21 protein-coding genes and 2 tRNA genes are annotated in these 25,669 nt (G+C 35.5%); 6 read left to right on the plus strand and 17 right to left on the minus strand.

Going from position 1 to position 25,669, the window contains the following annotated elements; genetic code table 11:
• Positions 1-30: 30 nt before the first annotated feature.
• From HAV12_RS20710 to HAV12_RS20740, 7 genes are read right to left on the minus strand one after another with little or no spacing between them, the layout of a single operon-like run.
• Positions 31-1,218 carry a cytochrome c oxidase subunit II gene (locus tag HAV12_RS20710; RefSeq protein WP_171571278.1) on the minus strand — a complete coding sequence of 396 codons (1,188 nt, stop codon included), beginning with the start codon at positions 1,216-1,218 and terminating at the stop codon, positions 31-33.
• A gap of 19 nt (positions 1,219-1,237) precedes the next feature.
• Entirely contained in the window at positions 1,238-2,632 is a 1,395-nt protein-coding gene (locus HAV12_RS20715) for a quinol:cytochrome C oxidoreductase (RefSeq protein ID WP_171571279.1), read from the minus strand.
• Positions 2,633-2,659: 27 nt separating this feature from the next.
• Positions 2,660-3,205: a cytochrome c gene (locus HAV12_RS20720; protein WP_171571280.1), complete on the minus strand. Its 546-nt coding sequence runs from the start codon at positions 3,203-3,205 to the stop codon at positions 2,660-2,662.
• Positions 3,206-3,213: 8 nt separating this feature from the next.
• Entirely contained in the window at positions 3,214-3,738 is a 525-nt protein-coding gene (locus tag HAV12_RS20725; RefSeq protein WP_041516373.1) for a DUF3341 domain-containing protein, read from the minus strand.
• Entirely contained in the window at positions 3,731-5,131 is a 1,401-nt protein-coding gene (gene nrfD, locus HAV12_RS20730; protein WP_171571281.1) for an NrfD/PsrC family molybdoenzyme membrane anchor subunit, read from the minus strand. The genes HAV12_RS20725 and nrfD overlap by 8 nt, the downstream gene beginning before the upstream one ends.
• A gap of 38 nt (positions 5,132-5,169) precedes the next feature.
• On the minus strand, positions 5,170-8,223 hold the full coding sequence (locus tag HAV12_RS20735) for a TAT-variant-translocated molybdopterin oxidoreductase (protein ID WP_171571282.1): 3,054 nt from the start codon (positions 8,221-8,223) through the stop codon (positions 5,170-5,172).
• A 32-nt stretch (positions 8,224-8,255) separates the two neighbouring features.
• Entirely contained in the window at positions 8,256-9,587 is a 1,332-nt protein-coding gene (locus HAV12_RS20740; protein WP_171571283.1) for a c-type cytochrome, read from the minus strand.
• 218 nt (positions 9,588-9,805) lie between these two features.
• On the opposite strand from HAV12_RS20740, the gene HAV12_RS20745 reads away from it, so the two are divergent.
• The gene (locus HAV12_RS20745; protein ID WP_171571284.1) at positions 9,806-10,195 is read left to right on the plus strand and encodes an SPOR domain-containing protein; all 390 of its coding nucleotides are present in this window, start codon (positions 9,806-9,808) and stop codon (positions 10,193-10,195) included.
• Between the two features lie 175 nt (positions 10,196-10,370).
• Here HAV12_RS20745 and HAV12_RS20750 read toward each other — a convergent pair whose 3' ends face one another.
• The 8 genes from HAV12_RS20750 to rimP form a co-directional block, all read right to left on the minus strand.
• A complete protein-coding gene (locus HAV12_RS20750; protein ID WP_171571285.1) occupies positions 10,371-10,841 on the minus strand; it encodes a hypothetical protein in 471 nt (156 codons plus the stop codon).
• A 6-nt stretch (positions 10,842-10,847) separates the two neighbouring features.
• Positions 10,848-11,117, minus strand: coding sequence for a hypothetical protein (locus HAV12_RS20755; protein WP_171571286.1), 270 nt, complete (start codon positions 11,115-11,117; stop codon positions 10,848-10,850).
• A gap of 15 nt (positions 11,118-11,132) precedes the next feature.
• Complete coding sequence (locus HAV12_RS20760) at positions 11,133-11,588, minus strand: hypothetical protein (RefSeq protein ID WP_205423340.1); 456 nt, start codon at positions 11,586-11,588, stop codon at positions 11,133-11,135.
• A gap of 110 nt (positions 11,589-11,698) precedes the next feature.
• Entirely contained in the window at positions 11,699-12,100 is a 402-nt protein-coding gene (locus HAV12_RS20765; RefSeq protein WP_171571288.1) for a hypothetical protein, read from the minus strand.
• Between the two features lie 80 nt (positions 12,101-12,180).
• Entirely contained in the window at positions 12,181-12,690 is a 510-nt protein-coding gene (locus HAV12_RS20770) for a DUF4920 domain-containing protein (RefSeq protein WP_171571289.1), read from the minus strand.
• A 147-nt stretch (positions 12,691-12,837) separates the two neighbouring features.
• Positions 12,838-15,723, minus strand: coding sequence for a translation initiation factor IF-2 (infB, locus tag HAV12_RS20775; RefSeq protein WP_171571290.1), 2,886 nt, complete (start codon positions 15,721-15,723; stop codon positions 12,838-12,840).
• Positions 15,724-15,771: 48 nt separating this feature from the next.
• Positions 15,772-17,025: a transcription termination factor NusA gene (gene nusA, locus HAV12_RS20780; protein WP_127337718.1), complete on the minus strand. Its 1,254-nt coding sequence runs from the start codon at positions 17,023-17,025 to the stop codon at positions 15,772-15,774.
• Positions 17,026-17,038: 13 nt separating this feature from the next.
• Entirely contained in the window at positions 17,039-17,503 is a 465-nt protein-coding gene (gene rimP / locus HAV12_RS20785; RefSeq protein WP_171571291.1) for a ribosome assembly cofactor RimP, read from the minus strand.
• Positions 17,504-17,678: 175 nt separating this feature from the next.
• Here rimP and HAV12_RS20790 point away from each other — a divergent pair, with 175 nt between their 5' ends.
• The 3 genes from HAV12_RS20790 to HAV12_RS20800 all read left to right on the plus strand — a co-directional run bounded on the left by HAV12_RS20790 (position 17,679) and on the right by HAV12_RS20800 (position 20,973).
• On the plus strand, positions 17,679-18,503 hold the full coding sequence (locus tag HAV12_RS20790; RefSeq protein ID WP_171571292.1) for a universal stress protein: 825 nt from the start codon (positions 17,679-17,681) through the stop codon (positions 18,501-18,503).
• Between the two features lie 169 nt (positions 18,504-18,672).
• Positions 18,673-20,091 carry an aldehyde dehydrogenase family protein gene (locus HAV12_RS20795; protein WP_171571293.1) on the plus strand — a complete coding sequence of 473 codons (1,419 nt, stop codon included), beginning with the start codon at positions 18,673-18,675 and terminating at the stop codon, positions 20,089-20,091.
• A 63-nt stretch (positions 20,092-20,154) separates the two neighbouring features.
• Complete coding sequence (locus HAV12_RS20800) at positions 20,155-20,973, plus strand: AraC family transcriptional regulator (protein WP_171571294.1); 819 nt, start codon at positions 20,155-20,157, stop codon at positions 20,971-20,973.
• A gap of 184 nt (positions 20,974-21,157) precedes the next feature.
• Here the strand turns inward: HAV12_RS20800 and HAV12_RS20805 are convergent.
• A tRNA-Gln gene (locus HAV12_RS20805) sits at positions 21,158-21,228 on the minus strand.
• A 97-nt stretch (positions 21,229-21,325) separates the two neighbouring features.
• Positions 21,326-21,396 (minus strand) — tRNA-Gln (locus HAV12_RS20810).
• Positions 21,397-21,641: 245 nt separating this feature from the next.
• On the opposite strand from HAV12_RS20810, the gene HAV12_RS20815 reads away from it, so the two are divergent.
• Positions 21,642-24,923, plus strand: coding sequence for a DUF2723 domain-containing protein (locus tag HAV12_RS20815; RefSeq protein ID WP_171571295.1), 3,282 nt, complete (start codon positions 21,642-21,644; stop codon positions 24,921-24,923).
• Between the two features lie 95 nt (positions 24,924-25,018).
• Positions 25,019-25,657, plus strand: a complete 639-nt coding sequence (locus tag HAV12_RS20820) for a polysaccharide deacetylase family protein (RefSeq protein ID WP_132031684.1) — start codon at positions 25,019-25,021, stop codon at positions 25,655-25,657.
• Positions 25,658-25,669 lie beyond the last annotated feature (12 nt).

Consider the following 25,669-nt stretch of genomic DNA (forward strand, 5'->3'; position numbering starts at 1 on the left):
TATGTATACTTTAAATTTTCTTAATAAATATTATTTCATAGCCACTTTAGCTACAACAGCTTTAACAGTATCAATAACTGCTTTTACTGTATCTTTAGCTGTACTATCTGTAGTTGGTGCTTTTACTTCTTCAGCAGGTTTTTCAGCAGCAGCTGCAGCCTTAATATCCTGAGTTAACGTAGTTTTTTCGCTTAACCATTTTTTATAATCTTCCGGAGAATCAACAACTACTTTCATTTGCATGTTGTAATGAGAAGCTCCACAAATTTTATTACATAATAATAAATAATCAAATGTATAAGGATCTAAAGCTGTTCCGCCTTTAGCAACCAACTCTACACTTTTTTCAGCTCTAAGTTTATTGATGTTTGCCACTTTTTCAATCATAAATGGCAACTCTCTGTATTCAGCAGTTGTGTAAGTTGGAATAAAAGCAAACTCAGTAACCATCCCGGGAACACAGTTCATTTGTGCTCTAAAGTGTGGCATGTAAGCAGAGTGCAATACATCCTGAGAACGCATTTTGAAATGTATTTTTTTTCCTTTTGGGATATGCAATTCTGAAACTACGATATCATCCTGAGCATTAGGATCTGACATGTCAACTCCTAATGTATTAACACCTTCAATTAAACGAACATTGGCTTTTCCAAGAACATTGTCTTGTCCGGCATATCTTGCAGTCCATTTAAATTGTTGCGCATATAATTCTATTTCAATAACATCTTCATCTTTATCAACGAACATAATATTGTTCCATGCATATAATCCGTAAAGAATTAAACAAGCCAAAACAACAGATGGAATAATACTCCAGATTGCCTCTAATTTGCTGCTATCAGCAAAGAATAGCGCTTTTCTGTCTTTATGACCTCTATTTTTAAAAGAAAACCAGTATAATAAACCTTGCGTAATAAATTGTACTACAAAAATTAAAACCCAGGTAATATTCATCAAATTATCTACTAAAAGACCATGCTCTGATGCCGGAGTATGAAGTGCTAAACCACCCCATTTTAGTAAGCCGTAAATCGTAAATATATAGATGAATGCCAGAAAGCCAAACATAATATATCCCTGAATATTATTATCATTATCTGATGCAACCTGAGAATCGTCCGAAGAAGATCCCACTTGAGTAAGATCAAATATCTTGGTCAATTGCCATAATGCAACTGCTAATAAAACTAAAACTATAATTACCAACAAACTTGTCATCTGTTTACTTCTTTAAATATTAATAATGAAAATGTTTACTTTCTTCAATGAAAGGATTTCTTTTTGCTAACAAAGGAGCTTTAGTTAATGCAGTAAACACTACAAAAATAAACAAACCTAAGAAGAAAAGTATAGATGCAATTTCAGGAATTCCAATAAACCATTTATCTCCAACTGTACCAGGCATAATCATATTAAAGAAATCTACATAGTGACCTAATAAGATAACAATACCAGCCATTACAATAACCCAGCTAAGACGTTTAAAGTCTGTATTGATTAATATTAATAACGGGAAAACAAAGTTCATAACTACAGCTCCAAAGAATGGTAAGTTATACAACTGAATTCTTGTTATAAAATAGGTTACTTCTTCAGGAATATTAGCATACCAGATCAACATAAATTGAGAGAACCATAAATAAGTCCAGAAAACACTGATACCAAACATAAATTTAGCTAAATCGTGTATATGGCTTGTATTTACATATTCTAAATATCCTTTTGACTTTAAGTACACAGTAACTAATGCTATAGTAGTAATACCACTTACAAAGAAAGAAGCAAATACATACCATCCGAACAAAGTACTGAACCAGTGTGGGTCAATAGACATAATCCAATCCCAGGACATAATAGATTCTGATACAATAAAGAATACTAAGAAACCAGCAGTTAACTTGAAGTTCTTTTTGTAGTATAGATCATCCTTAGCATCATCCTGAGCCAAACAATTTTTTCTGGATTGATAACGATATAAGTTCCATCCTATTAAAAATATAGCAGCTCTGATAATCCAGAAATAAAAATTTAAATAACCCGCTTTACCAGCAATAATTTCATCATAATTTGCACTTGTAGGATCTGTAATTCCTTTGTCTAACCATACAAATATGTGATTAAAATGTAATCCGCAAAGAATTAATATGATAAAGAAAATAACAGAACCAACTGGCAAATAAGCTGTGATTCCCTGCATAACTCTAAACAAAACCGGAGACCAACCTGCCTGGGCAACTTGTTGAATAGCATAAAATGCTAAAGTTCCCATAGAAAGCAGTAAGAAAAAAATACAGGCAACATATAAAGCAGACCAAGGCTTATTTTGCAATTGGTGCAATACATGCTCTAAATGTTTTTCATGCTCATCGGCAACACTTACTTTTGCATGCTCACCACCTTCGTGTGATTCATGAGAAGCTTCTGCAGCTTCATGATGACCTGCTTCTTTGTGAGAAGCCTCAGCAGTAGCTTCATGCGCTGCACCATGAGAACCATGTGCATCTGCAGCTAGTATTTTTTCAACTTCTTGAATATCTTTAGGCGCACTTAAAAAACCATATCCAATTCCTAATATACCAACGGCCATTAGGATGATAGAAAAAGTTTTTAATTTACTTGAAAATGTATACATATCTATTACGATCAGTTTGTTCAACAATTATAATTGGCTTTTTAGTTTTAGAACATAGTCAGCAACTAACCAACGTTCGTGGGCACTTAATTGATTTGCATGTGAACCCATTGCATTTAAACCATAAGTTTCAACGTGAAAGATACTTCCTTCAGTGATTTCTCTGTCTTTGTAGCTAGGTACTCCAAGAAATTTTTCTCTTTCAACCAATTTACCTTTACCGTTTCCAGTTGCACCATGGCAACTAATACAATAAATTTCGAAAAGTTCTTTTCCTTTTCCTGAGTTTCTTTCGATAGAATCCAAAGGCGATTTTAGATTAGCTTTAGCCAATTCATAACCAGCAGTTGAATTTTCATATTCATAAGGCTCAAAACCTCTGTTAATAGTTCCGTCTACAGGAAGCTGTCCTTCTTTTCCTCCTTTAAATATTTTTGCTTCTGAATAGGTTTCATAACCTACAGACTCATACATATTAGGGAAATACTGATAGTTTGGTGCCGAATTATTGTGGCAAGATGAAACTAAAATAGTTATACCAACTAAAAGTGTTATTTTATATATCCTTTTCATAGCTACAATTAATTCTTTTCAATTACTTTAACTTCAACTGCTCCTGTACCTTCGAAGAAAGAAACTAGTTCTGCTTCGTTATCGTTTACGGCAACTTCCATTAAAAAATGGTCATCTGTTGTTCTTACATCAGGATTTTCAGCTTCTTTAAACGGCCATAATCTACTTCTCATATAAAAAGTGATTACCATTAAGTGAGCAGCAAAAAATACAGTCATTTCAAACATAATTGGCACGAATGCAGGCATATTCTGAATGAAACTGAAACTTGGTTTTCCACCAATATCCTGTGGCCAGTCATGAATCATAATGTAACTCATCATGGTTGTCGCAACAGAGATACCAACACATCCATACAAAAATGCGCAAATTGCTAATCTTGTTGGTGCTAATCCCATAGCTTTATCCAATCCGTGAACTGGGAATGGAGTAAAAACTTCTTCAATATGATGATGCGCAGCTCTGGTTTTCTTTACTGCATCCATCAAAATATCATCGTCATTATAAATGGCGTATATTACTTTATTACTCATGATGTGAATCTTTATTTGCTCTTTCTCTAATGTAATTATCTCCTGTTCCTTTCAAAATTGTTTTTACCTCTGCCTGAGCAATTACAGGGAATGTTCTTGAGTACAATAAAAACAATACGAAAAAGAAACCAATTGTTCCGATGAAAATTCCAATGTCAACAAATGTTGGTGAGAACATTGTCCATGAAGACGGAAGATAATCTCTATGTAAAGAAGTAACGATAATTACGAATCTTTCGAACCACATTCCGATGTTTACTACAATCGAAATAATAAATGAGAACATGATACTTGTTCTTAATTTCTTGAACCACATAAATTGCGGAGAGAAAACGTTACAAGTCATCATTGACCAATATGCCCACCAGTAAGGTCCGGTAGCTCTGTTTAAGAAAGCATATTGCTCGTATTCTACACCTGAATACCAAGCCACGAATAACTCAGTGATATAAGCAACACCAACAATAGAACCCGTAATCATAATTACAATGTTCATCAATTCGATATGCTGAAGTGTGATATAAGCTTCAAGGTTAGAAACTTTTCTCATGATAATCAATAATGTATTTACCATTGCAAATCCTGAGAATACCGCTCCGGCAACGAAGTACGGAGGGAAAATTGTGGTATGCCATCCCGGAATTACAGAAGTAGCAAAGTCCATCGATACAATAGTATGCACAGAAAGTACAAGTGGAGTAGCTAAACCTGCAAGTACTAAAGATACTTCTTCAAAACGTTGCCAGTCTTTTGCTCTACCGCTCCATCCAAAACTCAGGATCGAATATACTCTTTTATTGAAAGGTGTTATTGCTCTGTCACGCAGCATTGCAAAGTCAGGTAGTAAACCAGTCCACCAGAAAACCAGTGACACTGAAAGATAGGTTGAAATTGCGAATACGTCCCAAAGTAGCGGTGAGTTAAAGTTTACCCATAAAGATCCAAACTGATTCGGAATAGGTAAAACCCAGTATGCTAACCATGGACGACCCATGTGAATAATTGGAAATAAACCTGCCTGAACTACTGAGAAAATAGTCATAGCTTCTGCAGAACGGTTAATAGCCATTCTCCAACGCTGACGGAAAAGTAATAATACCGCAGAGATCAATGTTCCTGCGTGACCAATACCTACCCACCAAACGAAGTTAGTGATATCCCAGGCCCAACCAACTGTTTTATTTAATCCCCATGTTCCGATACCGGTAGATACAGTGTAAATAATACAACCCAGTCCCCAAAGGAAGGCCGTTAATGCGATTGAAAATACAATCCACCAATGTTTATTTGCTCTACCTTCAACAGGCGCAGCTACATCTACTGTTACGTCGTGATAAGATTTATCACCTATAACTAAAGGTTTTCTAATGGGTGCTTCGTAATGAGACGACATAATCCTTTATATTGTTTCTTAATTAATAATTCTTTGTACTACGTATTTCTAACTTTAACATGGTAAACCACATTAGGTTTTGTTCCAACATGCTCTAACAAATGGTATGATCTTTCATCAGCAGCTAATTTAGCCACTTTACTTTCTTTATCATTAACATCTCCAAATATCATTGCTCCAGAAGAACAAGCGCTGGAACAAGCTGTCTGGAATTCACCATCAACAACCGGACGTCCTTCATTTTTCGCTTTCAACTTTGTAGCTTGTGTCATTTGAATACACATAGAACATTTTTCCATAACACCACGAGAACGAACATTTACGTCTGGATTTAACACCATACGACCTAAATCATCATTCATGTGATAATCGAACTCACTGTTTTTGTTATACAAGAACCAGTTAAAACGACGTACTTTATACGGACAGTTGTTTGCACAATAACGAGTACCAACACATCTGTTGTATGCCATATGGTTTTGACCCTCACGACCGTGAGAGGTTGCAGCAACAGGACAAACTGTTTCACAAGGTGCGTGATTACAGTGTTGACACATTACTGGCTGGAAAGCAACCTGAGGATTATCTCCCGCTTTTTCCATTTCATTAAAAGTAGACAATGAACTGGATAAACCAGCAATATTCTCTTTTCTTTCATTATCACCTTCAAAAGTACTTTCAGAAGAATAATATCTGTCAATACGCAACCAGTGCATATCACGACTTCTTCTTACTTCAGCTTTCCCTACGACAGGTACGTTGTTTTCAGCATGACATGCAATAACACATGCACCACATCCTGTACAAGCATTCAAGTCGATAGAAAGATTAAAATGATGTCCTGTTGAACGATCAAATGACTCCCATAAATCAACAGTTGTAGCTTCAACTTCCTGGTGATCCAAAGACACCATTGGTTGTGGATTCCAATGTTCAGCATCTTTAGAATTAAATACTTCAAGAGTAGTTTCCTTAATAATATCTCCTCTACCCATCAAAGTTTTCTGACCCTGAACACAAGCAAACTCGTGTACTCCATTTGCTTTCACAATAGAAACAGCCTGAACACTATTAAAGTTTTTATATAAAGCGTAAGCATTTAAACCTACTTGCATTTCTTCTTTCAAAGCTGCTTTACGACCGTAACCAACAGCTAAACCAACTGTACCAACAGCTTGTCCTGGCTGAACAATTACCGGAACGTTTTCTAACTTAGTACCATCAGCTATTGTAATAGTAGCATAACTACCATTTAAACCTCCGTTAGCAACAATTTCATTTGTTAAACCCAATTTCTTAGCATCAGCATTCGAAACAGTAACATAGTTATCCCATGAAACTCTTGTGATTGGATCCGGAAACTCCTGCAACCAAGGGTTGTTTGCTTGTTGTCCGTCACCTAAACCTGTTTTAGTATATAATACTAATTCGAAATCACCAGCTGATTTTGATTTTGAAACTGCGTTTGCAGCAGCAGCATAATCAACAGCTCCACCTGCCAATGCAGCTGATCCAACTACAAAAACACCATCATGTAAAACTTTATTCCATGAAGAACCTACAGCAATACCAGCAGCATTAGCTTTGATATAATCATAGAAAGTTCCAGGAATTCCGTTTAACGATAATAAAACGTCTTGAAATTGTTTTGTATTAAATATAGGACGGATAGTTGGTTGTGTTAAACTATAAGTTCCTTTTGTTATCTCAACATCACCCCAAGCCTCTAAATAGTGAGCAACAGGAGCAGCAATCGTAGTAACTGATGCAGTTTCATCTTCTTTTAAAGAAAATGCAACTGATGTTTTTACTTTTTTCAATCCGGCTTCAAAAGAAGCAGAATCCGCTAATGTATAAACCGGGTTAACACCACTCATGATCAAAGTATGAACGCTACCTGCATTCATATCTTTTACCAATTGAGCAACAACCGCATTAGAACCTTTTCTAATCTGTCTTGTTCCAACAGTAGTAAAAGCTTCACTAGCTAATGCCTGGTTGATAGCCAAAACTAACAACTGAGCATTTTTATCTTCAATTCCAGATACTAAAACTCCTTTTGATCCAGCAGCTTTTAATTGCTGAGCAGCTTTAACAGCTTCTGTTTTAAATTTAGCTTCCAAAGAAACCGGAACAGAAGCACCTGCAACGATATTATATATTTGAACCAAAACTTGCTTCTGATCAGCTCCTGTCATAGGAATACGCTTATCAGCAGCAGCTCCGGATAAAGTCATATTTGATTCAAACTGAAAATGACGGGACATTTTTCCGTTTTGAGGAATACGTCCTTTTGCATATCCTGAATCATATCCTCCACCTTGCCAGTCTCCTAAGAAATCAGCACCAACAGAAACGATTAAAGATGCTTTTGAAAAATCATAATCAACTAAAGCTCTTTCACCATATACTGTTTGAAATGCATCTAAAGCATCTGAAGAAGATACTGCATCATAAACCACATGCTTAGCATTTGGATTTTTAGCAATAAATTCACCAATCAGTTTTTCAGTAGACGGACTCGCTAAAGTATTAGTCAACAATACAACTTGTCCACCTTTTGCCTTTGCATCAGCAATACTTGATTTAATTTTCAAATCAACAGCAGACCAGCTACTATTTTTTCCATCCAATTTAGGTTCTTTCAAACGCATACTGTCATATAGAGACAGGATAGACGCATGAATTCTGGCATTGGCTGAAAACTTAGCTCCGGAAATAGTATTGTTATCAATTTTAATTGGACGACCTTCACGGGTTTTCACCAAAAGGTTAGCAAAATCAAAACCATCAAAAACAGTAGTTGCATAATAATCAGCAACACCAGGAATGATTTGTTCTGGTTGCAACACATAAGGTATAGACTTGTGAACAGGGCCCTCGCAAGCTGCAAGCGTTACGGCTGCAGTACTAAACCCAACGTACTTTAAAAAGTCACGACGTGAAGTTCCAGATGAAGCTAATGCATCTGCGTTTCCTAAAAATTCATCAGTAGGAATCTCTTCAACAAATTCGTTATTTCTAAGCGCCTCAACAATAGAACTATTTTCTAGTTCCTCAACACTTTTCCAGTATTTTTTGTTTGATGACATTGTATATAAATATTAAAATCTTAATAATTCGATTAATAGTGGCATTTACCGCATTCTAAACCTCCCATTTGCGCTGCAGTCAATTTTTCTACACCGTATTTTTTAGAAAGTTCAGCATGAATTTTATCGTAATATGCATTTCCTTCCATCTTAACATCGGTTTTTCTATGGCAATCAATACACCATCCCATTGTTAATTTAGAATATTGCTTCATGATCTCAAATTCCTGTACCGGACCGTGACAAGTCTGACATTCAACACCTGCAACAGAAACGTGCTGAGAGTGATTGAAGTAAACAAAATCAGGAAGATTATGAATACGAACCCATTTTACCGGCTGCGTTTTTCCTGTATAAGCTTGTTTGGCTTTATCCCAACCAACCGCATCATATAGTTTTTGGATTTGAGCATCGTAAAACGCTTTGCTGTACTCAGGAGTAGCCGTAGTTTCAGCAACTTCAGAAATATTTTTATGACAGTTCATACAAACATTCAAAGAAGGAATACCAGCATTTTTACTCACACGGGCAGCAGAGTGACAATATTTACAATTGATCTCGTTATCACCAGCGTGAATTTTGTGAGAATAATGAATTGGCTGAATTGGCTCATAGTTTTGATCTACACCAACCTGCATTAAAAATCCATACACAAAATAGCCACTGGCTAAAAGCAAAAATATAGAAGTAACCAATACTAAAAACTGATTTTTAGCAAAAGCTTTCCAGATTGGCGTTCTCGTTTCTCTAGGAGCTACTACAATACCATTATTACTTGCGACCTTAGTCAATACTTTGTTCACCATGAACAACATTACCACTAAAATAGCCATTACAAGAGCAAGAGCCCCTAAAATGATATTGTTAGAAACACTTCCACTTTCAACGTTTGTTCCAGGAGGAGTAGCAGCACCACCGGCAACTACAGCAGGCTCAGCTTTTACTTCAGAAGTATAAGCGATAATATTATCAATATCACCTTCAGACAATTGAGGAAAAGCAGTCATAACAGACTTATTGTTTTCTTCAAAAAGCTTAACTGCAACAGCATCTCCTGATTTAATCATATCAGAGCTGTTATGCACCCACTTGTAGATCCAAGCCATTTCATGCTTAGCAGCAACTCCTCTTAAAGCAGGACCTGTTGATTTTGCATCTAATTTGTGACATGCAGCGCAATTTGCATTAAAAAGTTCCTTCCCTTTTACTGGATCACCACCTGAAGTTGCAGCCGGAGCAGCAGCTTCTGGCGCTGCAGGAGCAGCGGCATCTTGAGCAAATGAAGTTAGGGAGAAAATTAACGTTAGCGATAAGCTAAGTAATAATTTTCTTGAGATCGAATTATGGTTACCCACCTTTTTCATATAGTATAAAATTATCTACTAATTTTTGGTATGATTTTTTCTGTATTAAAACAATAAAAACCGAACACCTTCTTTTAAAACTTGCACAAAAATACGACTTATGAACTATTCTCAAAACCTTAAAATACTCTTAAATATCAATTTATATCAATTCTAAATAATATTGAAATTTTCAATATAAACTTTAAATACTATTTTTGCATAAAAACCATCACATTATGAGAATTTTAACCCCCACTAAAAGAGTTTTCTTAACACTAACAATGCTAACTTTAGCTTATAACATTAATGCTCAAGACCAAAATTTAACACTAAATCAAGACCCGAAATTTGAGCAATTACTGAATGACAAACGTAAAATTAACACATCAATAAGTACAAACGACACTTACAGAATTCAAATTTTTAGTGGAAAAAGCGATGAAGCCAAAAAAACGCTAACCGATTTTAAAAGAGAGTTTTATACCGTTGACGGCACTATAATTTTTAATACTCCAAACTACAAAGTACTTGTAGGTAATTTTAAAACCAGAATCGAAGCCGAACGTAATTTAGCCGAGATCAAAAAAAGATATAAAAGTGTTTTTTTATTGAAACCGGGTAAGTAATCACGAAACAAATTATAGCGAATCATAAAAAAAAGCAACTCCCGAATAGAGTTGCTTTTTTTGTGATTACCCAAAATTAAAAAAATACAAACTTCAGATAATTTTATCCTTTTACAAATCATACTAAACTAATTCATTGCAAAAATTCAAAATACACGACTAATAGCAACTACAGTTATTTATAAGGATCCAATACTCCTTCACAATTAATAAGTGGCCTATCCTCCTGTTCCAGATAAAAATCAATCTGCACCTCGTTTACATCATCAAATTCCAAATAATCTGTTCGAATGGTTTTATAACCCAAAGAAATTGCTTCAATGAAGAAATAATCTTCTTTAGAAAGTTTAATTTTATCTCCTTCTACAACTGTAAGTTTATAAGTGTATTCCCCTTCCGAGGAGGCCAAAATTTTAAAACACACTATATCCAATCGTGTTTCAGAATTTAATACACTACCCGTTTTAACATCAAACACTCTTCCCTTGATCATAAGTTCATTACGATTCTGTTTAGAGTTTTCTTTGATCACGGCTATTTTATAGCCTCTTTTATTACTTGTTGAGATCAGTTCATTTTTAAACATCGAACATCCGCCCAAAATAAATAAGAAAGCTAATGATAAACTATAATTATTCTTTTTCATGATAAATTAAGTATTAACATCCCGTCTTTTACCTTTTTGACTTTTTACATCTCCATCGACATCCTTTCCCTTCAACTCCACAGTGACACTATTTGAAATCCTTTTTTGATCACTTTTCGATAATGCTTTAAAGGCGTTTGTTTCATGTAGACCTCCCCAAGCCATATCCTGATAAAATTGCTTATCCAACTTATAACCTTTACTTAAACCATATGCTTCTAAAGCGTTACCAACATGTGCGACTAAAGTCTTGGCAATTTCTTCATGATGCGCCATATTAAGACCTCTAATTTACCAATCTTTAAGCATTTCAGGATAAGTAGCTTTCCAGCTTGACTCATTCACATTATAATACACAACTAAATAAGCGTGAATTGATTCATGTAACATAGTCCTGGCCCAAGACAAATCTGTCGCATTCGGCCAAGCATCAGAATCAAACGTAGTTATAACTCCAGTAGCCAGATTATAAGAAGCTAAGGTTTGAACCGTAGTAGACTGAACCCCTTTTATTCTTCCACTTTTCACCGTCCAGTTAAATCTGGTTGAATTCCAGGGGTCATTTGTAAAATTAGTAATCATATTACCAGGACTAGCACTTGTTTTTTTTAAATCATCAAGAATTTTTTGCAAACAAGGCGTAAGTTGAGAATCATTAATTGCATCATCAAAATTTTTAATATTCAACCTGCTATAATAAGCAGCATAAGCAATACCCATTGCAGAACCATTATTTTGCGTTCGCACAAACTGATAATTCATCCTTCTATAAGCATCATTTGTTACGGGGGCCTATGTAGGTATTTTTAACAACAACCTCTTTTAATGACACAGGATCCTTAATATAAGCCAAAGGACTATTCACACCAGTAATAATTCCCTTCTCCATTGTCGTTGGGCGCTCTTGCAGTTACAGAAGTTTTTCTGTTTTCAGAAATGCGATGGAACAAAACTGTCTGCACTTCTCCATCTATTTTGATTTGCAAAATTTCTGTCTCTACTCCTTCCAATCCGGTCGTAGCAGTCACAATATTTAATTTAGCATCTGTATCTGTGATGACCACTTGTTCTAAAGAGGATAAATCTATTTTTAGATCAATATAAGTATCTACTGCTTTTTTGTTTAATTGTTCATTATTTAATTCATTAAAGAAATCAAACGATTTTTCCAATGGCACTGCTTCCAGTTGGGGCGATTGAAAATCTAACTCAGCTATCGCATCGCTAGTGTCACGAGGCTCATCACTACAATTAAACATAAAAAATGTTAAAACAAAAAAGCCTCAACTTTCGTTGAGACTTTATAATGTAGTTATTTCATTTGAAATTGCAGCAAGCCTTAGTTTACCACCTTAATTCCATCAGCTACAAATCGAATTTCTTCTTTTGGTGCTGTAATGGCATCTATTTCTGATTGCGGTTTTTTAGCATCTTTTGCATAATGCTTTAGCTCTTCAACGGAGGTGATCTTTTTCTCGGCGACACCTTCTAAAACAACATTTTTCCCTTTTAAAGCTGTCGGCACAAAAAAAGCATAATCCTTCATTTTAACAAAAAACGAATTCCCTCCTTCTGTTTTAATTGTGAGCCAGCATCCTCTTTTTTCACAAACGTCGGTTACCACTCCTTTTACAGCAACATTTTCTATCTTTTTCGAATCCTTTAATCCGCTTTCCAGCTTATCAACCGGGATCGCTTTATTTTCAGATACTTTAGAAACATCGGCTCCATAATAATCTCCCACTAAAGCATTCCCTTCCGGCGGAGATTTTTTCTCTACGGCTTCTTGGGAAAAGGACAAAGTAGAAAAACTTACAAAAAGAAGTACTGTATATATTAATCGTTTCATAGTCAAATAATTTTAATCAAAAATAATATTAAAATTTGAAATAAATAAAAATATTCCTGCATTTGAAAATAATGATCTGGCACAAAAATATAAGAACAAAAAAAAGTCCCAACAAAAGCTGGGACTTTAAAATATAATTATTGAATTTTATTTCAATTTCTTTTTGATAGCCACTTCATGGTAGGCTTCAATAACATCTCTTTCTTCGATATCATTGTAACCTTTAATCTGAATACCACAATCGTAACCTTTAGCAACTTCTCTCACGTCATCTTTGAAACGTTTCAATGCCACAAGTTCTCCTGTATGCACTACTACTCCTTCTCTGATAACTCTAATTTTAGAAGTTCTCATAATTTTACCATCCATCACCATACATCCTGCAATAGAACCCACTTTAGAAATTTTGAAAATCTCACGAATTTCAGCGGTTCCTAAAATTTCTTCTTTCATCTCCGGAGCCAACATTCCTTCCATCGCATCTTTTAGGTCATCGATAGCAGCGTAGATAATAGAATAGTAACGAATATCGATTTCTTCTTTATCTGCCAGTTGTCTTGCATTTCCGGCAGGACGAACGTTAAATCCGATAATGATCGCATCAGAAGCAGAAGCCAACATAACGTCAGTTTCGGTAATTGCTCCAACACCTTTATGGATAATATTAATTTGAATTTCTTCTGTAGAAAGTTTAGAGAACGAATCTGATAATGCTTCAACAGATCCATCAACGTCTCCTTTAAGGATCACGTTCAATTCTTTAAACTGTCCAAGAGCGATACGACGACCAATCTCGTCCAGCGTAATATGTCTTTGTGTACGTACAGATTGTTCACGCATTAATTGAGAACGTTTAGATGCAATTTGTTTTGCTTCTTTCTCATCTTCAAATACATTGAACTTATCCCCTGCAGTAGCAGCTCCGTCTAAACCTAAAACCGATACAGGAGTTGAAGGACCGGCTTCTATAACGATATGCCCTCTTTCATCATGCATGGCTTTAATTTTACCATGATGTTTACCTGCTAACATATAATCCCCAACTTTTAAAGTTCCGTGTTGAACTAAAATTGTTGACACATATCCTTTTCCTTTATCCAAAAACGCCTCAACAACTGTTCCCTGAGCCGCTTTGTTTGGATTAGATTTTAAATCTAAAATTTCAGCTTCTAATAAAACTTTTTCTAATAATTCTTTTACTCCTGTTCCCACTTTTGCAGAAATATCGTGTGACTGAATTTTTCCACCCCAGTCTTCAACAAGTAAATTCATACCAGCCAAACGCTCTTTGATTTTCTCAACATTAGCATTTGGTTTATCAATTTTATTGATTGCAAATATAATTGGCACTCCTGCAGCTTGTGCGTGAGAAATGGCTTCTTTTGTTTGTGGCATGATATCATCATCCGCAGCAACAACAATAATAGCAATATCGGTAACCTGAGCTCCACGTGCACGCATCGCGGTAAACGCCTCGTGACCTGGTGTATCTAAGAATGCGATTTTCTGACCATTATCTAAAGTTACCCCGTATGCTCCAATGTGCTGTGTAATACCTCCGGACTCACCAGCTATAACATTTTCTTTACGGATATAATCCAGTAAAGATGTTTTACCGTGATCGACGTGACCCATTACAGTAACAATTGGTGCTCTAACTACTAAATCTTCTTCTCTGTCGGCAACTACCTCAATAGCTTCTTCGATATCAACTGTTATGAACTCAACTTCGTAACCAAATTCATCCGCTACAATCGTTAAGGTTTCAGCATCTAAACGCTGGTTCATGGTTACCATGATACCAAGAGACATACAAGTTCCAATTACTTTAGTAATCGGCACATCCATCATGATTGCAATTTCACCAACAGTAACGAATTCCGTAACTTTAATAGTTTTACTTCCTTCATCAATCGCTCTTTGCTCCTCATCAGATTTCTGACGGTGTGTATCTCTTTTATCTCTTCTGTACTTAGCCGCTTTTGATTTTCCACCTTTACCCTGAAGTTTTTCAAGAGTCTCTCTAATTTGGTTTTTTACTTCCTCTTCAGTAGGCTCAACTTTAGCAACAATAGCAGGACGGTTTCCTTTTACAAAACCAGGTCTTGCACTTCTGTTAGCATTAAAGCCTCCACCACCGGTATTTGGTGTAATTTTATTAGGATTTGGTGTTCCCGGCGCATTACCTGTAGCTGGTTTTGGCGCCCCCGGCGTTCCTGGTTTAGGAGCAATTCTTTTACGCTTATTTTTGTTAGCGTTATTTCCTGCACCCGGAGCTCCCGGTTTATTTGGTGTTATCTTAGGATCTTCTTTCTTTTTCTTAGGTTTGTTAAATTGAGATAAATCAATTGTCTGACCTGTAAGTGTCGTTCCTGATAACTTTTGATATTGAGTAGTGATCGTCTCTTCTGCAGTTGCAGGATCAGTTGATACAACCGGTTCCTGAGCTACTTTTGGAGTTTCAGCTTTTACTTCTTTTTTCTCTGTAATAATAGGTTTTTCAACTTTGTTCTCGGTAACTACAGGAGCTACTGGCTCAGGCTGTACTACTTCTTTTTGAACAGGTTTTTCCTCTTGAGCTGGAGTAGCAGCAACAACCTTAGGTTCTTCAGCTTTCACTGGCTCCTCTACAGGAGTAGCAACAGCCGCAGGCTTCTCGGGTTTCTTTGGATTTAAATCTATTTTACCAACCTGAACAGGCCCTGTAACAACAGCTTTCGCTTTTATAACTTCTTGTTGTTTTTGGCGCTCTTCGTCTTGTCTGCGTTTGTCCTCAATTTCTTTCTCACGTTCTACACGTAATGCTTCTTTCTCTTTTCTTTTCTCTTCTCCTACCTCTTTAGAAGCTTCCTTATTCCCCTTATCGCCCGCAAATTGGCTTTGTAGGATATTAAATTCGCTATCAGAAATTTTTGCATTCGGATTTGCGTCAATAGCAATTCCCTTATCTTTTAGATAATCAACAGCTCTTTCTAACGAAATATTTAATTCCCTTAAAACCTTGTTTATTCTTATTACTCTCTCTTCAGACATATAACCTTTTTATTATTACCTTTTTCGTTGTGTTGTTAGAGCAGATAACTAACTATCAAACTCTTCTTTTAGTATTTTCATCACATCAAGAATAGTTTCCTCTTCTAAATCTGTTCTTCTTACTAAGTCTTCTACTTCTTGTTTTAAAATACTTTTTGCAGTATCTAACCCTATTTTAGCAAATTCTTCTATTACCCAGTCTTCGATTTCATCTGAGAACTCTGTTAATTCAACATCGTCTTCATCTGCAGTTGCGCCAGCAACATCTCCTTCACGAATAACATCTAATTCGTAACCTGTCAGCTGACCCGCTAATTTTATATTATGACCACCTCTACCAATAGCTTTAGAAACCTCTTCTAATTTAAGGAAAACTTCAGCTCTTTTATTTTCCTCATCAATTTTGATAGAAGAAACTTTTGCAGGGCTTAATGCTCTGGTAATAAACAATTGAATATTACTTGTATAGTTGATTACATCGATATTTTCGTTTCCTAACTCACGAACAATTCCGTGAATACGGGATCCTTTCATACCAACACAAGCTCCAACAGGATCAATTCTGTCATCATAAGAATCTACCGCTACTTTCGCTTTTTCACCTGGAATACGAACTACATTTTTAACTGTAATTAAACCATCAAATACTTCAGGAATTTCTTGTTCAAATAATTTCTCCAGGAACTTTTCAGAAGTTCTGGACATAATAATCTGAGGTTTATTTCCTTTTAATTCAACGCTTTCAATGATTCCACGAACATTATCTCCTTTACGGAAAAAGTCAGATGGAATTTGTTTTTCCTTTGGAAGCACAATCTCATTTCCTTCATCATCAACTAAAATAACAACTCTTGGACGTACGTGATGTACTTCTGCGGTGTAAATATCGCCAATAATATCTTTAAATTGCTTATAAAGATTCGTATTATCGTGTTCATGAATTTTAGAAATTAAGTTTTGACGCAAGGCCAAAATAGCTCTTCTTCCTAAATCTATCAATTTAACTTCTTCGGAAACTTCTTCACCAATTTCAAAATCCGCTTCAATCATTCTGGCTTCAGTCAGGGTAATCTCTTCGTTTTCAAAATCCAGATCTTCATCAGCAACGATTACTCTTCTTCTCCAGATTTCCATATCTCCTTTATCAGGATTTATAATAATATCGAAGTTATCATCAGAACCGTATTTTTTCTTCAATGCATTTCTAAACACATCCTCTAAAATTGCCATAAGCGTTACACGATCAATAAGTTTATTATCTTTAAACTCTGAGAATGAATCGATTAATGCTAAATTTTCCATGCGAATTCTTTAATTAAAATGTTACTGTAACAATTGCCTCTTTAATTTCTGTATAAGGTATTTGTTGCTCTTTTTGAACTGTTTCTTTTCCTTTTCCTACTTTTTTCGGTTCTCTTGCTTTCCAAGACAAAATTATAAAAACATCGTTAGCTTCCACTAATTCTGCTTCAATTTTTTCAGTATTTGTAGTAACAATCAACGTTCTACCAATATTTTTAATGTATTGTCTGGTCAATTTCAAAGGAGATCCTACTCCAACCGATGCTACTTCAAGCGAAAAATCCTGCTCTTCACGATCCAGATTATTCTCGATTGCACGACTAATATCGATACAATCCTGCAGCGCCACTCCATTATCTCCGTCTAAACCTACACTAATTTTAAAAGAATCCGAAATAGACAAATCAATCAAAAAGACTGATGGCTTTTCCAGAAGAGCTTCTGTAATTAATGTGTTTACTTTTTCTTTAAATGTCATAATTTTATAAAAAGAGGGGACACTTAGTCCCCTCATTATTTAGATTTTAATAAATAACGGTGCAAATATAGTGTTTTTTTTATAAATCAAAATAAATAGATGGCGAAGAAAATATTTCTTATCTTTATGTAAGCATTAAAACAAAGGAAATTCACATTACTTAATCCCTAAAATTATGAAACGAATTCTACTACCTACTGACTTTTCAGAACACGCTGAAGACGCCTTAAAAGTTGCTGCTCAAATTGCCAAAAAAAACGGTTCTGAAATCGTGATTTTACACATGCTCGAACTACCGCATCAAATGAACGACGCTATTACCGGGGGTGCAAGCATTCCGGAAACCATGTTATTCATGAAAAAAGCCAACGAAATGCTTGACGAAGTTTCCGCCAGACCTTATCTGGACGGAGTTCCCGTGACTGAAATCGTAAAAATGGACAAACCGATACACGGCATCGCACAAGTAAGCAAAGATTACGAAATAGATTTAATCGTAATGGGGTCACACGGCTCTTCGGGTGTCGAGGAATTACTGATAGGATCGACTACTGAAAAAGTAGTTCGAAATTCAGAAATTCCGGTTTTAGTAGTCAAAAAAGACATTTCTAATTTCAATCCGGAAAATATTGTTTTTGCGTCAGATTTTTCGTATGAAACCAAAAAACCATTCGAAAAATTTCTAAACTTCACTAAATTCTTCGACTCAAAAATACATTTAGTTACTATTTGCACACCCAATAGTTTCAAACCTACCCATACGAGCGAAAAAGCCATGAATGAATTTGTTGCGGAATTCAATCTGACCAACTATTCTACTCATATTTACAATGACACAAATATCGAAAAGGGAATTATAAACTTCTCCAATTCCATAAATGCGGACATTATCGGAATGTGCACACACGGAAGAACCGGATTTGCTCATTTTTTTAACGGAAGCATCAGCGAAGGCTTGGTTAATCACGCTATAAAACCGGTGATTACTTTTAAAATCTAAACAAAATCTCCTATTTACTATCCCAAAGCTTCTCATCTGAGGGGCTTTTTTTTATTACCTCCCCAATCAAAACATGAGCTTTTAAACAAAGTTACATTGAGCTTTTCAACAAAGCCGACTCTTACATTCCTGCCGACCTTTGTCAAATAAAATCATAATAAAAAACAACATGAGAACAATTGACAAGATTTACATCAACGGAGAGTTTGTAACACCAAAAGGAAAAGGTCGTTTTGATCTTATTAGCCCCACTACCAATAAAAAACTAGGTGAAGTAGTTCTAGGAAACAATGAAGATACCTTTGCAGCAATAGACGCAGCAAAAAAAGCCTTCAAAACGTTCTCTAAAACTACTACAGCAGAAAGAATTACGTATTTACAAAATCTGCAGGCTTCCATCGAAAAAAGGAAACAGGAGTTTATTGATATTACAATTGAAGAATACGGTGGGACTTTTCAATTTGCCACAATCAGCTACCAGTACATGCTAAATAGTTTTACTTCGGCAATCAAACTTCTAAACACTTATTCTTTCAACAAAACAATGGGTGAATCTGAAGTTCAAATGGCTCCTGTTGGCGTCGTAGGGATTATTATCCCGTGGAACTCGAGCAACGGTTTTATTTGCGGAAAATTAGCAACTGCAATTGCTGCGGGCTGTACAGCAGTAATTAAACCAAGTGAAATGAGCGCCCAGCAAACCCAATTGATCCTGGAATGCTTTCACGAAGCCGGATTACCAAAAGGTGTGTTTAATATAGTGAACGGACTTGGCGAAGTTGTTGGTGCAGAGATTAGCCGTAATCCGGATATTGCAAAAATTTCATTTACCGGCTCTACTGTTGTGGGAAAATTGATTGCCAAAGAAGCGGTTAACACCATGAAACGCATTACATTGGAACTAGGCGGAAAATCACCGAATATTATTCTTGACGATGCCGATTTATCAAAAGCAATTCCGATGGCAATCGCTGCGGCTTTTATGAACAACGGGCAGGCTTGTATTGCAGGAACGCGTTTATTAGTACCTGAAAATAAATTAGAAGAGGTAAAAAAATTAGTGAAAGCTGTGGTATCAAAAACAATTGTTGGAGATCCGAAAAACGAAACTACTGCCGTCGGCCCGATGGTTAGTAAAAAGCAATACGAACGCGTACAAAATTACATCCAGATCGGGATTGATGAAGGCGCTGAAATACTGATTGGCGGATTAGGAAAACCTGAAGGATTAGAAAGCGGCAACTTTGTAAAACCAACCGTTTTTATACATGTAAATAATCAGATGAGAATTGCAAAGGAAGAAATTTTTGGACCGGTTTTATCTATTATCACTTATAAAACAGAAGAAGAAGCCATCGAAATCGCCAACGATACGACTTACGGATTACAAGCTTATGTAAGCTCTGAAAATGAAGACAGAGCGTACAGCGTTGCTTCACAAATAAATGCAGGACGTGTTCAGGTTAATATACTCAGCCACGATCCGATGGCTCCTTTTGGCGGATTCAAACAATCCGGAATTGGCAGGGAATTCGGAATTTTAGGCTTAGAAGCTTATTTGGAACCCAGAACATTGATTAGAAAATAATAATTTTAGACACAGAAAATTTTACAACCTAAATTCTCTGTGTCTTTTTAGTAACTTTACGGTATGTCATCCATCAAAGCAAATACAAAACCCAAAATTTTATACTCCTGTTATTATGCGCGTAGTCGTGAAGGAGAACATTTTATACCCGAGCATGTATTCAGCTATCAGATATCAGGCGAAATGATTGCTGCTGACGGAAAAAAATCCTATCACTCCAAACCAGGTGATTTTAGGATCAGTAAAAGAAATCATTTGGCCAAGTTTGTGAAAATTCCGCCGGAAGGAGCTGAATTTAAAGTCATATCGTTGTTTCTGGATCAGGAAATTCTGCGTGAAATCTACAAGGAATATCAATTTAAAATTGAAAAGAAACCTCAGGAAGCTGCAATAATTTCCTTAAATCCACATCCGCTTTACCAATCTTTTATGACTTCGCTCCTGTCTTATCTGGAAGTTGAACAGGAAAACAATGAAGTTTTATTTAATTTAAAAATCAAAGAAGCGGTTCATCTTCTACTCAAAGTAAACCCCGAACTTAAAGATATTTTATTTGACTTCAACGAACCCGGGAAAATTGACCTGGAAGCTTTCATGAACAGAAACTTTCATTTTAATGTACACTTAAATCGTTTTGCGTATCTCACCGGAAGAAGTTTAGCGACTTTTAAAAGGGATTTTCAGAAAGTCTTTCAGGAAACACCCGGACACTGGCTTCTGGACAAGAGACTTCAGGAAGCGTATTATCTTATTAAGGAAAAAGGAAAAGCACCTTCTGAGGTTTATATTAATGTTGGTTTTGAAGACTTATCACATTTTTCATTTTCATTTAAAAAGAAATTCGGGGTGGTTCCGTCTTCTTTATCAAATTCCAAATTTTAAAATTCCAAACTGTGTAAATTAAAAAACATTACACAGATAACACCACCTCTTAAAAACACCTAAAATTGAAATAAAACGCATTAAATTTCATGAAGAATATCCAGAAATTGGAATTTTAAAAATTGGAATTTATTTAAAAAACTTTATTCCATAAAAAAAGCCTCTCAATTGAGAGGCTTTTATGTTGGTCTACAAGGACTCGAACCTTGAAAGACTGCACCAAAAACAGTTGTGTTACCATTACACCATAGACCAGCAATGCTGTTAAGCGAGTGCAAACTTAAATCTTTTTTTTAGTTTGCGCAAATTTTTTAGCGCATAAAAAAAGCCTCTCTATTGAGAGGCTTTTATGTTGGTCTACAAGGACTCGAACCTTGAAAGACTGCACCAAAAACAGTTGTGTTACCATTACACCATAGACCAGCAGTGCTGTTAAGCGAGTGCAAATTTAAAGCTTTTTTTAGTTTGCACAAACTTTTTGATGAAAAAAAATCATTTTTTTTCATTTTATCTCCTTAAAAATCCGCAATCTTCACGCAAGTATTTCACAAACAATATATTACTCTTACCAAATACTTTTGCAGAATTTTTTGTTAATGCCCTATTCTTTACGCAAAAAAACATTTTCTTTGTAGGATAGAAAACAAACAAAATTTTAACATCTAAATATGGCACAATTCAATTTCAATAAATGGAATACAATTATTGGTTGGTTTGCATTTGCAATCGCTTTAATTACTTATACACTAACTGTTGAACCTACAATGAGCTTTTGGGATTGTGGCGAATATATTGCTACAGCGGCCAAATTGGAAGTTGGTCACCCGCCCGGAGCTCCTTTATTTCAAATGATGGGCGCTTTCTTTGCCATGTTTGCCATAGACAATCAGCATGTAGCCGTAATGGTAAATATGATGTCTGTTTTCTCAAGTGCCTTTACGATTCTGTTTCTGTTTTGGTCTTCTTCTATGATTTTGAAAAAAATTATAGCTCGTTTTGCTGAAATCGATCAAAATAATTCAATTGTCATCTTAGGAAGTTCTTTTGTCGGCGCTTTGGCCTTTACTTTTTCAGACAGTTTCTGGTTTAATGCCGTCGAAGCCGAAGTTTACGCAATGGCTTCTTTATTAATTGCCTTACTTTTCTGGCTTGGACTTCGTTGGGAACAAGACATGGACAAACCAACAGGAAACAAATGGTTATTGGTGATTTCACTTGTTATCGGTCTTTCGTTTGGAGTTCACTTCATGGCTTTGCTTACAATTCCTTCAATAGGATTTTTATACTATTTTAAACACTACGAAAAAGTTACGATCAAAAACTTTCTAATAGCCAATGTTGTCGTTATCGGTGTTTTGTTGTTTATCTTCAAATTACTTTTACCCTTAACAATGGCTTTCTTTGGAAAAACGGAAATTTTCATGGTAAACAGCATGGGATTACCTTTTAATTCAGGAACCATTTTTGTGCTTTTACTGTTTATCGCTTTCTTTTATTTCGGATTAAAATACACCAGACAAAAAGGGCTTGTTTTCTACAACACTATCATTCTTTGTGTCTTATTTATTTTAATAGGTTTCTCCACCTGGATGATGCTGCCGGTACGTGCTAATGCCAATACGGTAATTAATGAAAACAAACCATCGGATGCTACAGAGGTTTTAGCGTATTATAACCGTGAACAATATGGAGTAAATCCATTGTTTTACGGGCCTCAGTATACCGAAGTTTTTGCTGGTCTGGATGCTAAAACACCTTATTTGGACAAAAATCCAAACTACGAAAGAGATTATAAAACCGGTAAATACATTATTACCAACAATTATAAAAACGCGGAACAAAATACAGATGACAATCAAAAAACCATTCTGCCAAGAATGTGGAGTACTGAAACAAGTCACATTCAGAACTATATCAGTTTTACAAATCCTCCGAGTTTCAAAATAAATCCAAATTATCCTTACGAAGATGATTTGGCGAAATACGGAATCGACGCCAGTCAGTTAAGCGAAGACGAATACAATAAAGCTACTGCCCAATTGCGCAATGAAGTAGAAAAAACAGTTTCTGAATTCAGAAAAGCGTATGCTCAAAAACAAATTGACAACGAAGGTTACACCAAATTCCTGAAAAGTTATGGTGATTATTTAATTATTGAAAAACCATCTGCAGTAGACAACTTTAGTTTTATGTTCGAATACCAATTTGGATATATGTACTGGAGATACCTGATGTGGAACTTTGTCGGACGTCAAAACGACATTCAGGGGAAATACGATAATCTAGACGGAAACTGGATTAGTGGAATCAAACAATTGGACTCCCTACACCTAGGCTCTCAGGACAATTTACCTTCGGATGTACTAAATAACAAAGGAAGAAACGTTTATTTCTTCTTACCTTTTATTTTAGGACTGATCGGACTTATGTATCACGCTAATAAAGACCTTAAAAGTTTTTATGTTCTTTTAGCCTTATTTCTATTCACCGGAATTGCCCTGAAAATTTACCTGAACGAAAGGCCTTTCGAGCCTCGTGAAAGAGATTATGCCCTTGTAGGCTCCTTTTATGTATTTGCGATCTGGATAGGATTTGGCGTATATTCTTTATATGAAAGTATTCAGAAATATATCGCACCTAAGCTTGCCGGTCCGATTATTATAGCCGCAAGTTTACTGGCTGCTCCTGTTTTAATGGCTTCTCAGAACTGGGACGATCATGACAGATCCGGTAAATATACTGCTGTAGCAATGGCAAAAGCGTATTTAACTTCATGTGATAAGGATGCTATATTATTTACCATTGGAGACAATGATACGTTCCCGTTGTGGTACGCCCAGGAAATCGAAGGGGTGCGAACAGATGTAAAAATCGTAAATACGAGCCTTTTTATGACCGACTGGTACATTGATCAGATGAAAGCCAAATCGTACGAATCTGAACCACTGCCTATATCATTTACACATGCCGAATATGTGGGTGATAAACTGGATTATGTGGCTCACATTCCAAAAATAGAAACGCGCTGGAACATTAATGACTTTATCAGTTTTATTAAAAATCCAAAATCAACTGTAGGTCTACAAAATGGACAAACCATTCATTTTTATCCAACTAATAAAATCAGGATTACCGTTGACAAAGCTTTAATTATTAAAAACAAAGTGGTCAATCCTAAATACAATGACTCTATCGTTCCTTATATGGACATTAACATTAAAGGAAGCGCGTTATACAAAAACCGCTTAATGATGTTAGACATACTGGCAAACAATAACTGGAAGAGACCGATCTACTTTAGCGGAGGTGCTTTTGATGACGAAGATTATTTATGGCTGAAAGACTATTTACAATTGGATGGAATGGTTTACAAATTAGTTCCTGTCAAAAACACACCATCAAAAGACGGCGGACCAATGGACATGGGGCAAATTGATGCCGATAAAATGTACAATATTGTAATGAAATGGGACTGGGGCAACAGTGAAAGCACTAAAATCTATCACGATCCGGAAACAAGAAGAAACAGTATAACGTACCGCACTAATCTGTCTCGTTTAATGAATCAGCTTATTGAAGAAGGAAAAATTGACAAAGCTAAAAACGTTATCAATTTGGCCATGACAAAAATGCCTCTGGACAAGTTCGGATATTATTCATTAGTGGAACCTTTTGCCGGAGGATACTATAAGGTGGGAGAAAAAGCAAAAGCACAGGATCTGCTGAATAAACTGGTTCAGAAATACAAAGAAGAACTAAATTATTACGCAACCTTAAGCGCTTCTGACCAAACTGACTTAGCCCTTGATATTATTACTGAAATTGAGCGTTACAGAAGCTTATTGGAAGTAATGAAAGACAACAACGACAACGCGTTCTATGAAAAACATAAAGTAACTTTTAATACTTATGTAAATGTTTTCGAACGCTTTGGAAGAGAAAAGGAATAAAATACGAAAAACTTTGCAATTAAAAAAATGTAGCGCTGTTAGATAAATAGCGCTACATTTTTTATTTTTACATATCACTAAATCATTTTTGAAAAATGAGCTTCTATTGGGTAAAAACTAACACATTCATTAAAAGGGTATTTTCTAAATATTGTTGGGATATTCCGAACAATGAAAAGAAAATATACCTCACTTTTGATGATGGCCCAACGCCCGAAATTACGGACTGGGTTTTATCTGAATTGAAAAAATTTGATGCAAAAGCTACCTTTTTTTGTATCGGAAAAAACATAAAAGCGAATTCTTCCTTATTTGAAAAACTGATTACCGAAGGGCATTCTATCGGAAATCATACCATGAACCATATTAACGGATGGAAAAGTAAAACCAACGATTATATTGAAAATGTAAAAAATTGCGCTACCGTCCTGAATGAAGAAAAAAACTTAAATCCGCTGATATTTCGTCCTCCTTACGGGAAGATAAAAAAAGAGCAATCTAAGATTTTAAGAAATTTAGGCTACAAAATAGTAATGTGGGATGTTTTAAGTGCTGATTTCGATCAGAGTATTACCCCTGAAAAATGTCTTGAAAACGTTACTAAAAATGTAAAATCAGGAAGTGTTATTGTTTTTCATGACAGTGTAAAAGCATCACAAAATTTAAAATTTGCCTTACCTAAAACACTGCATTTCCTAAAAGAAAATGGATTTGCTTTTGATATTATTCACTAAAATAATATCCGG

Origin of the sequence: Flavobacterium sp. CLA17 (assembly GCF_013112255.2) — a bacterium.
Lineage (GTDB): Bacteria > Bacteroidota > Bacteroidia > Flavobacteriales > Flavobacteriaceae > Flavobacterium > Flavobacterium circumlabens.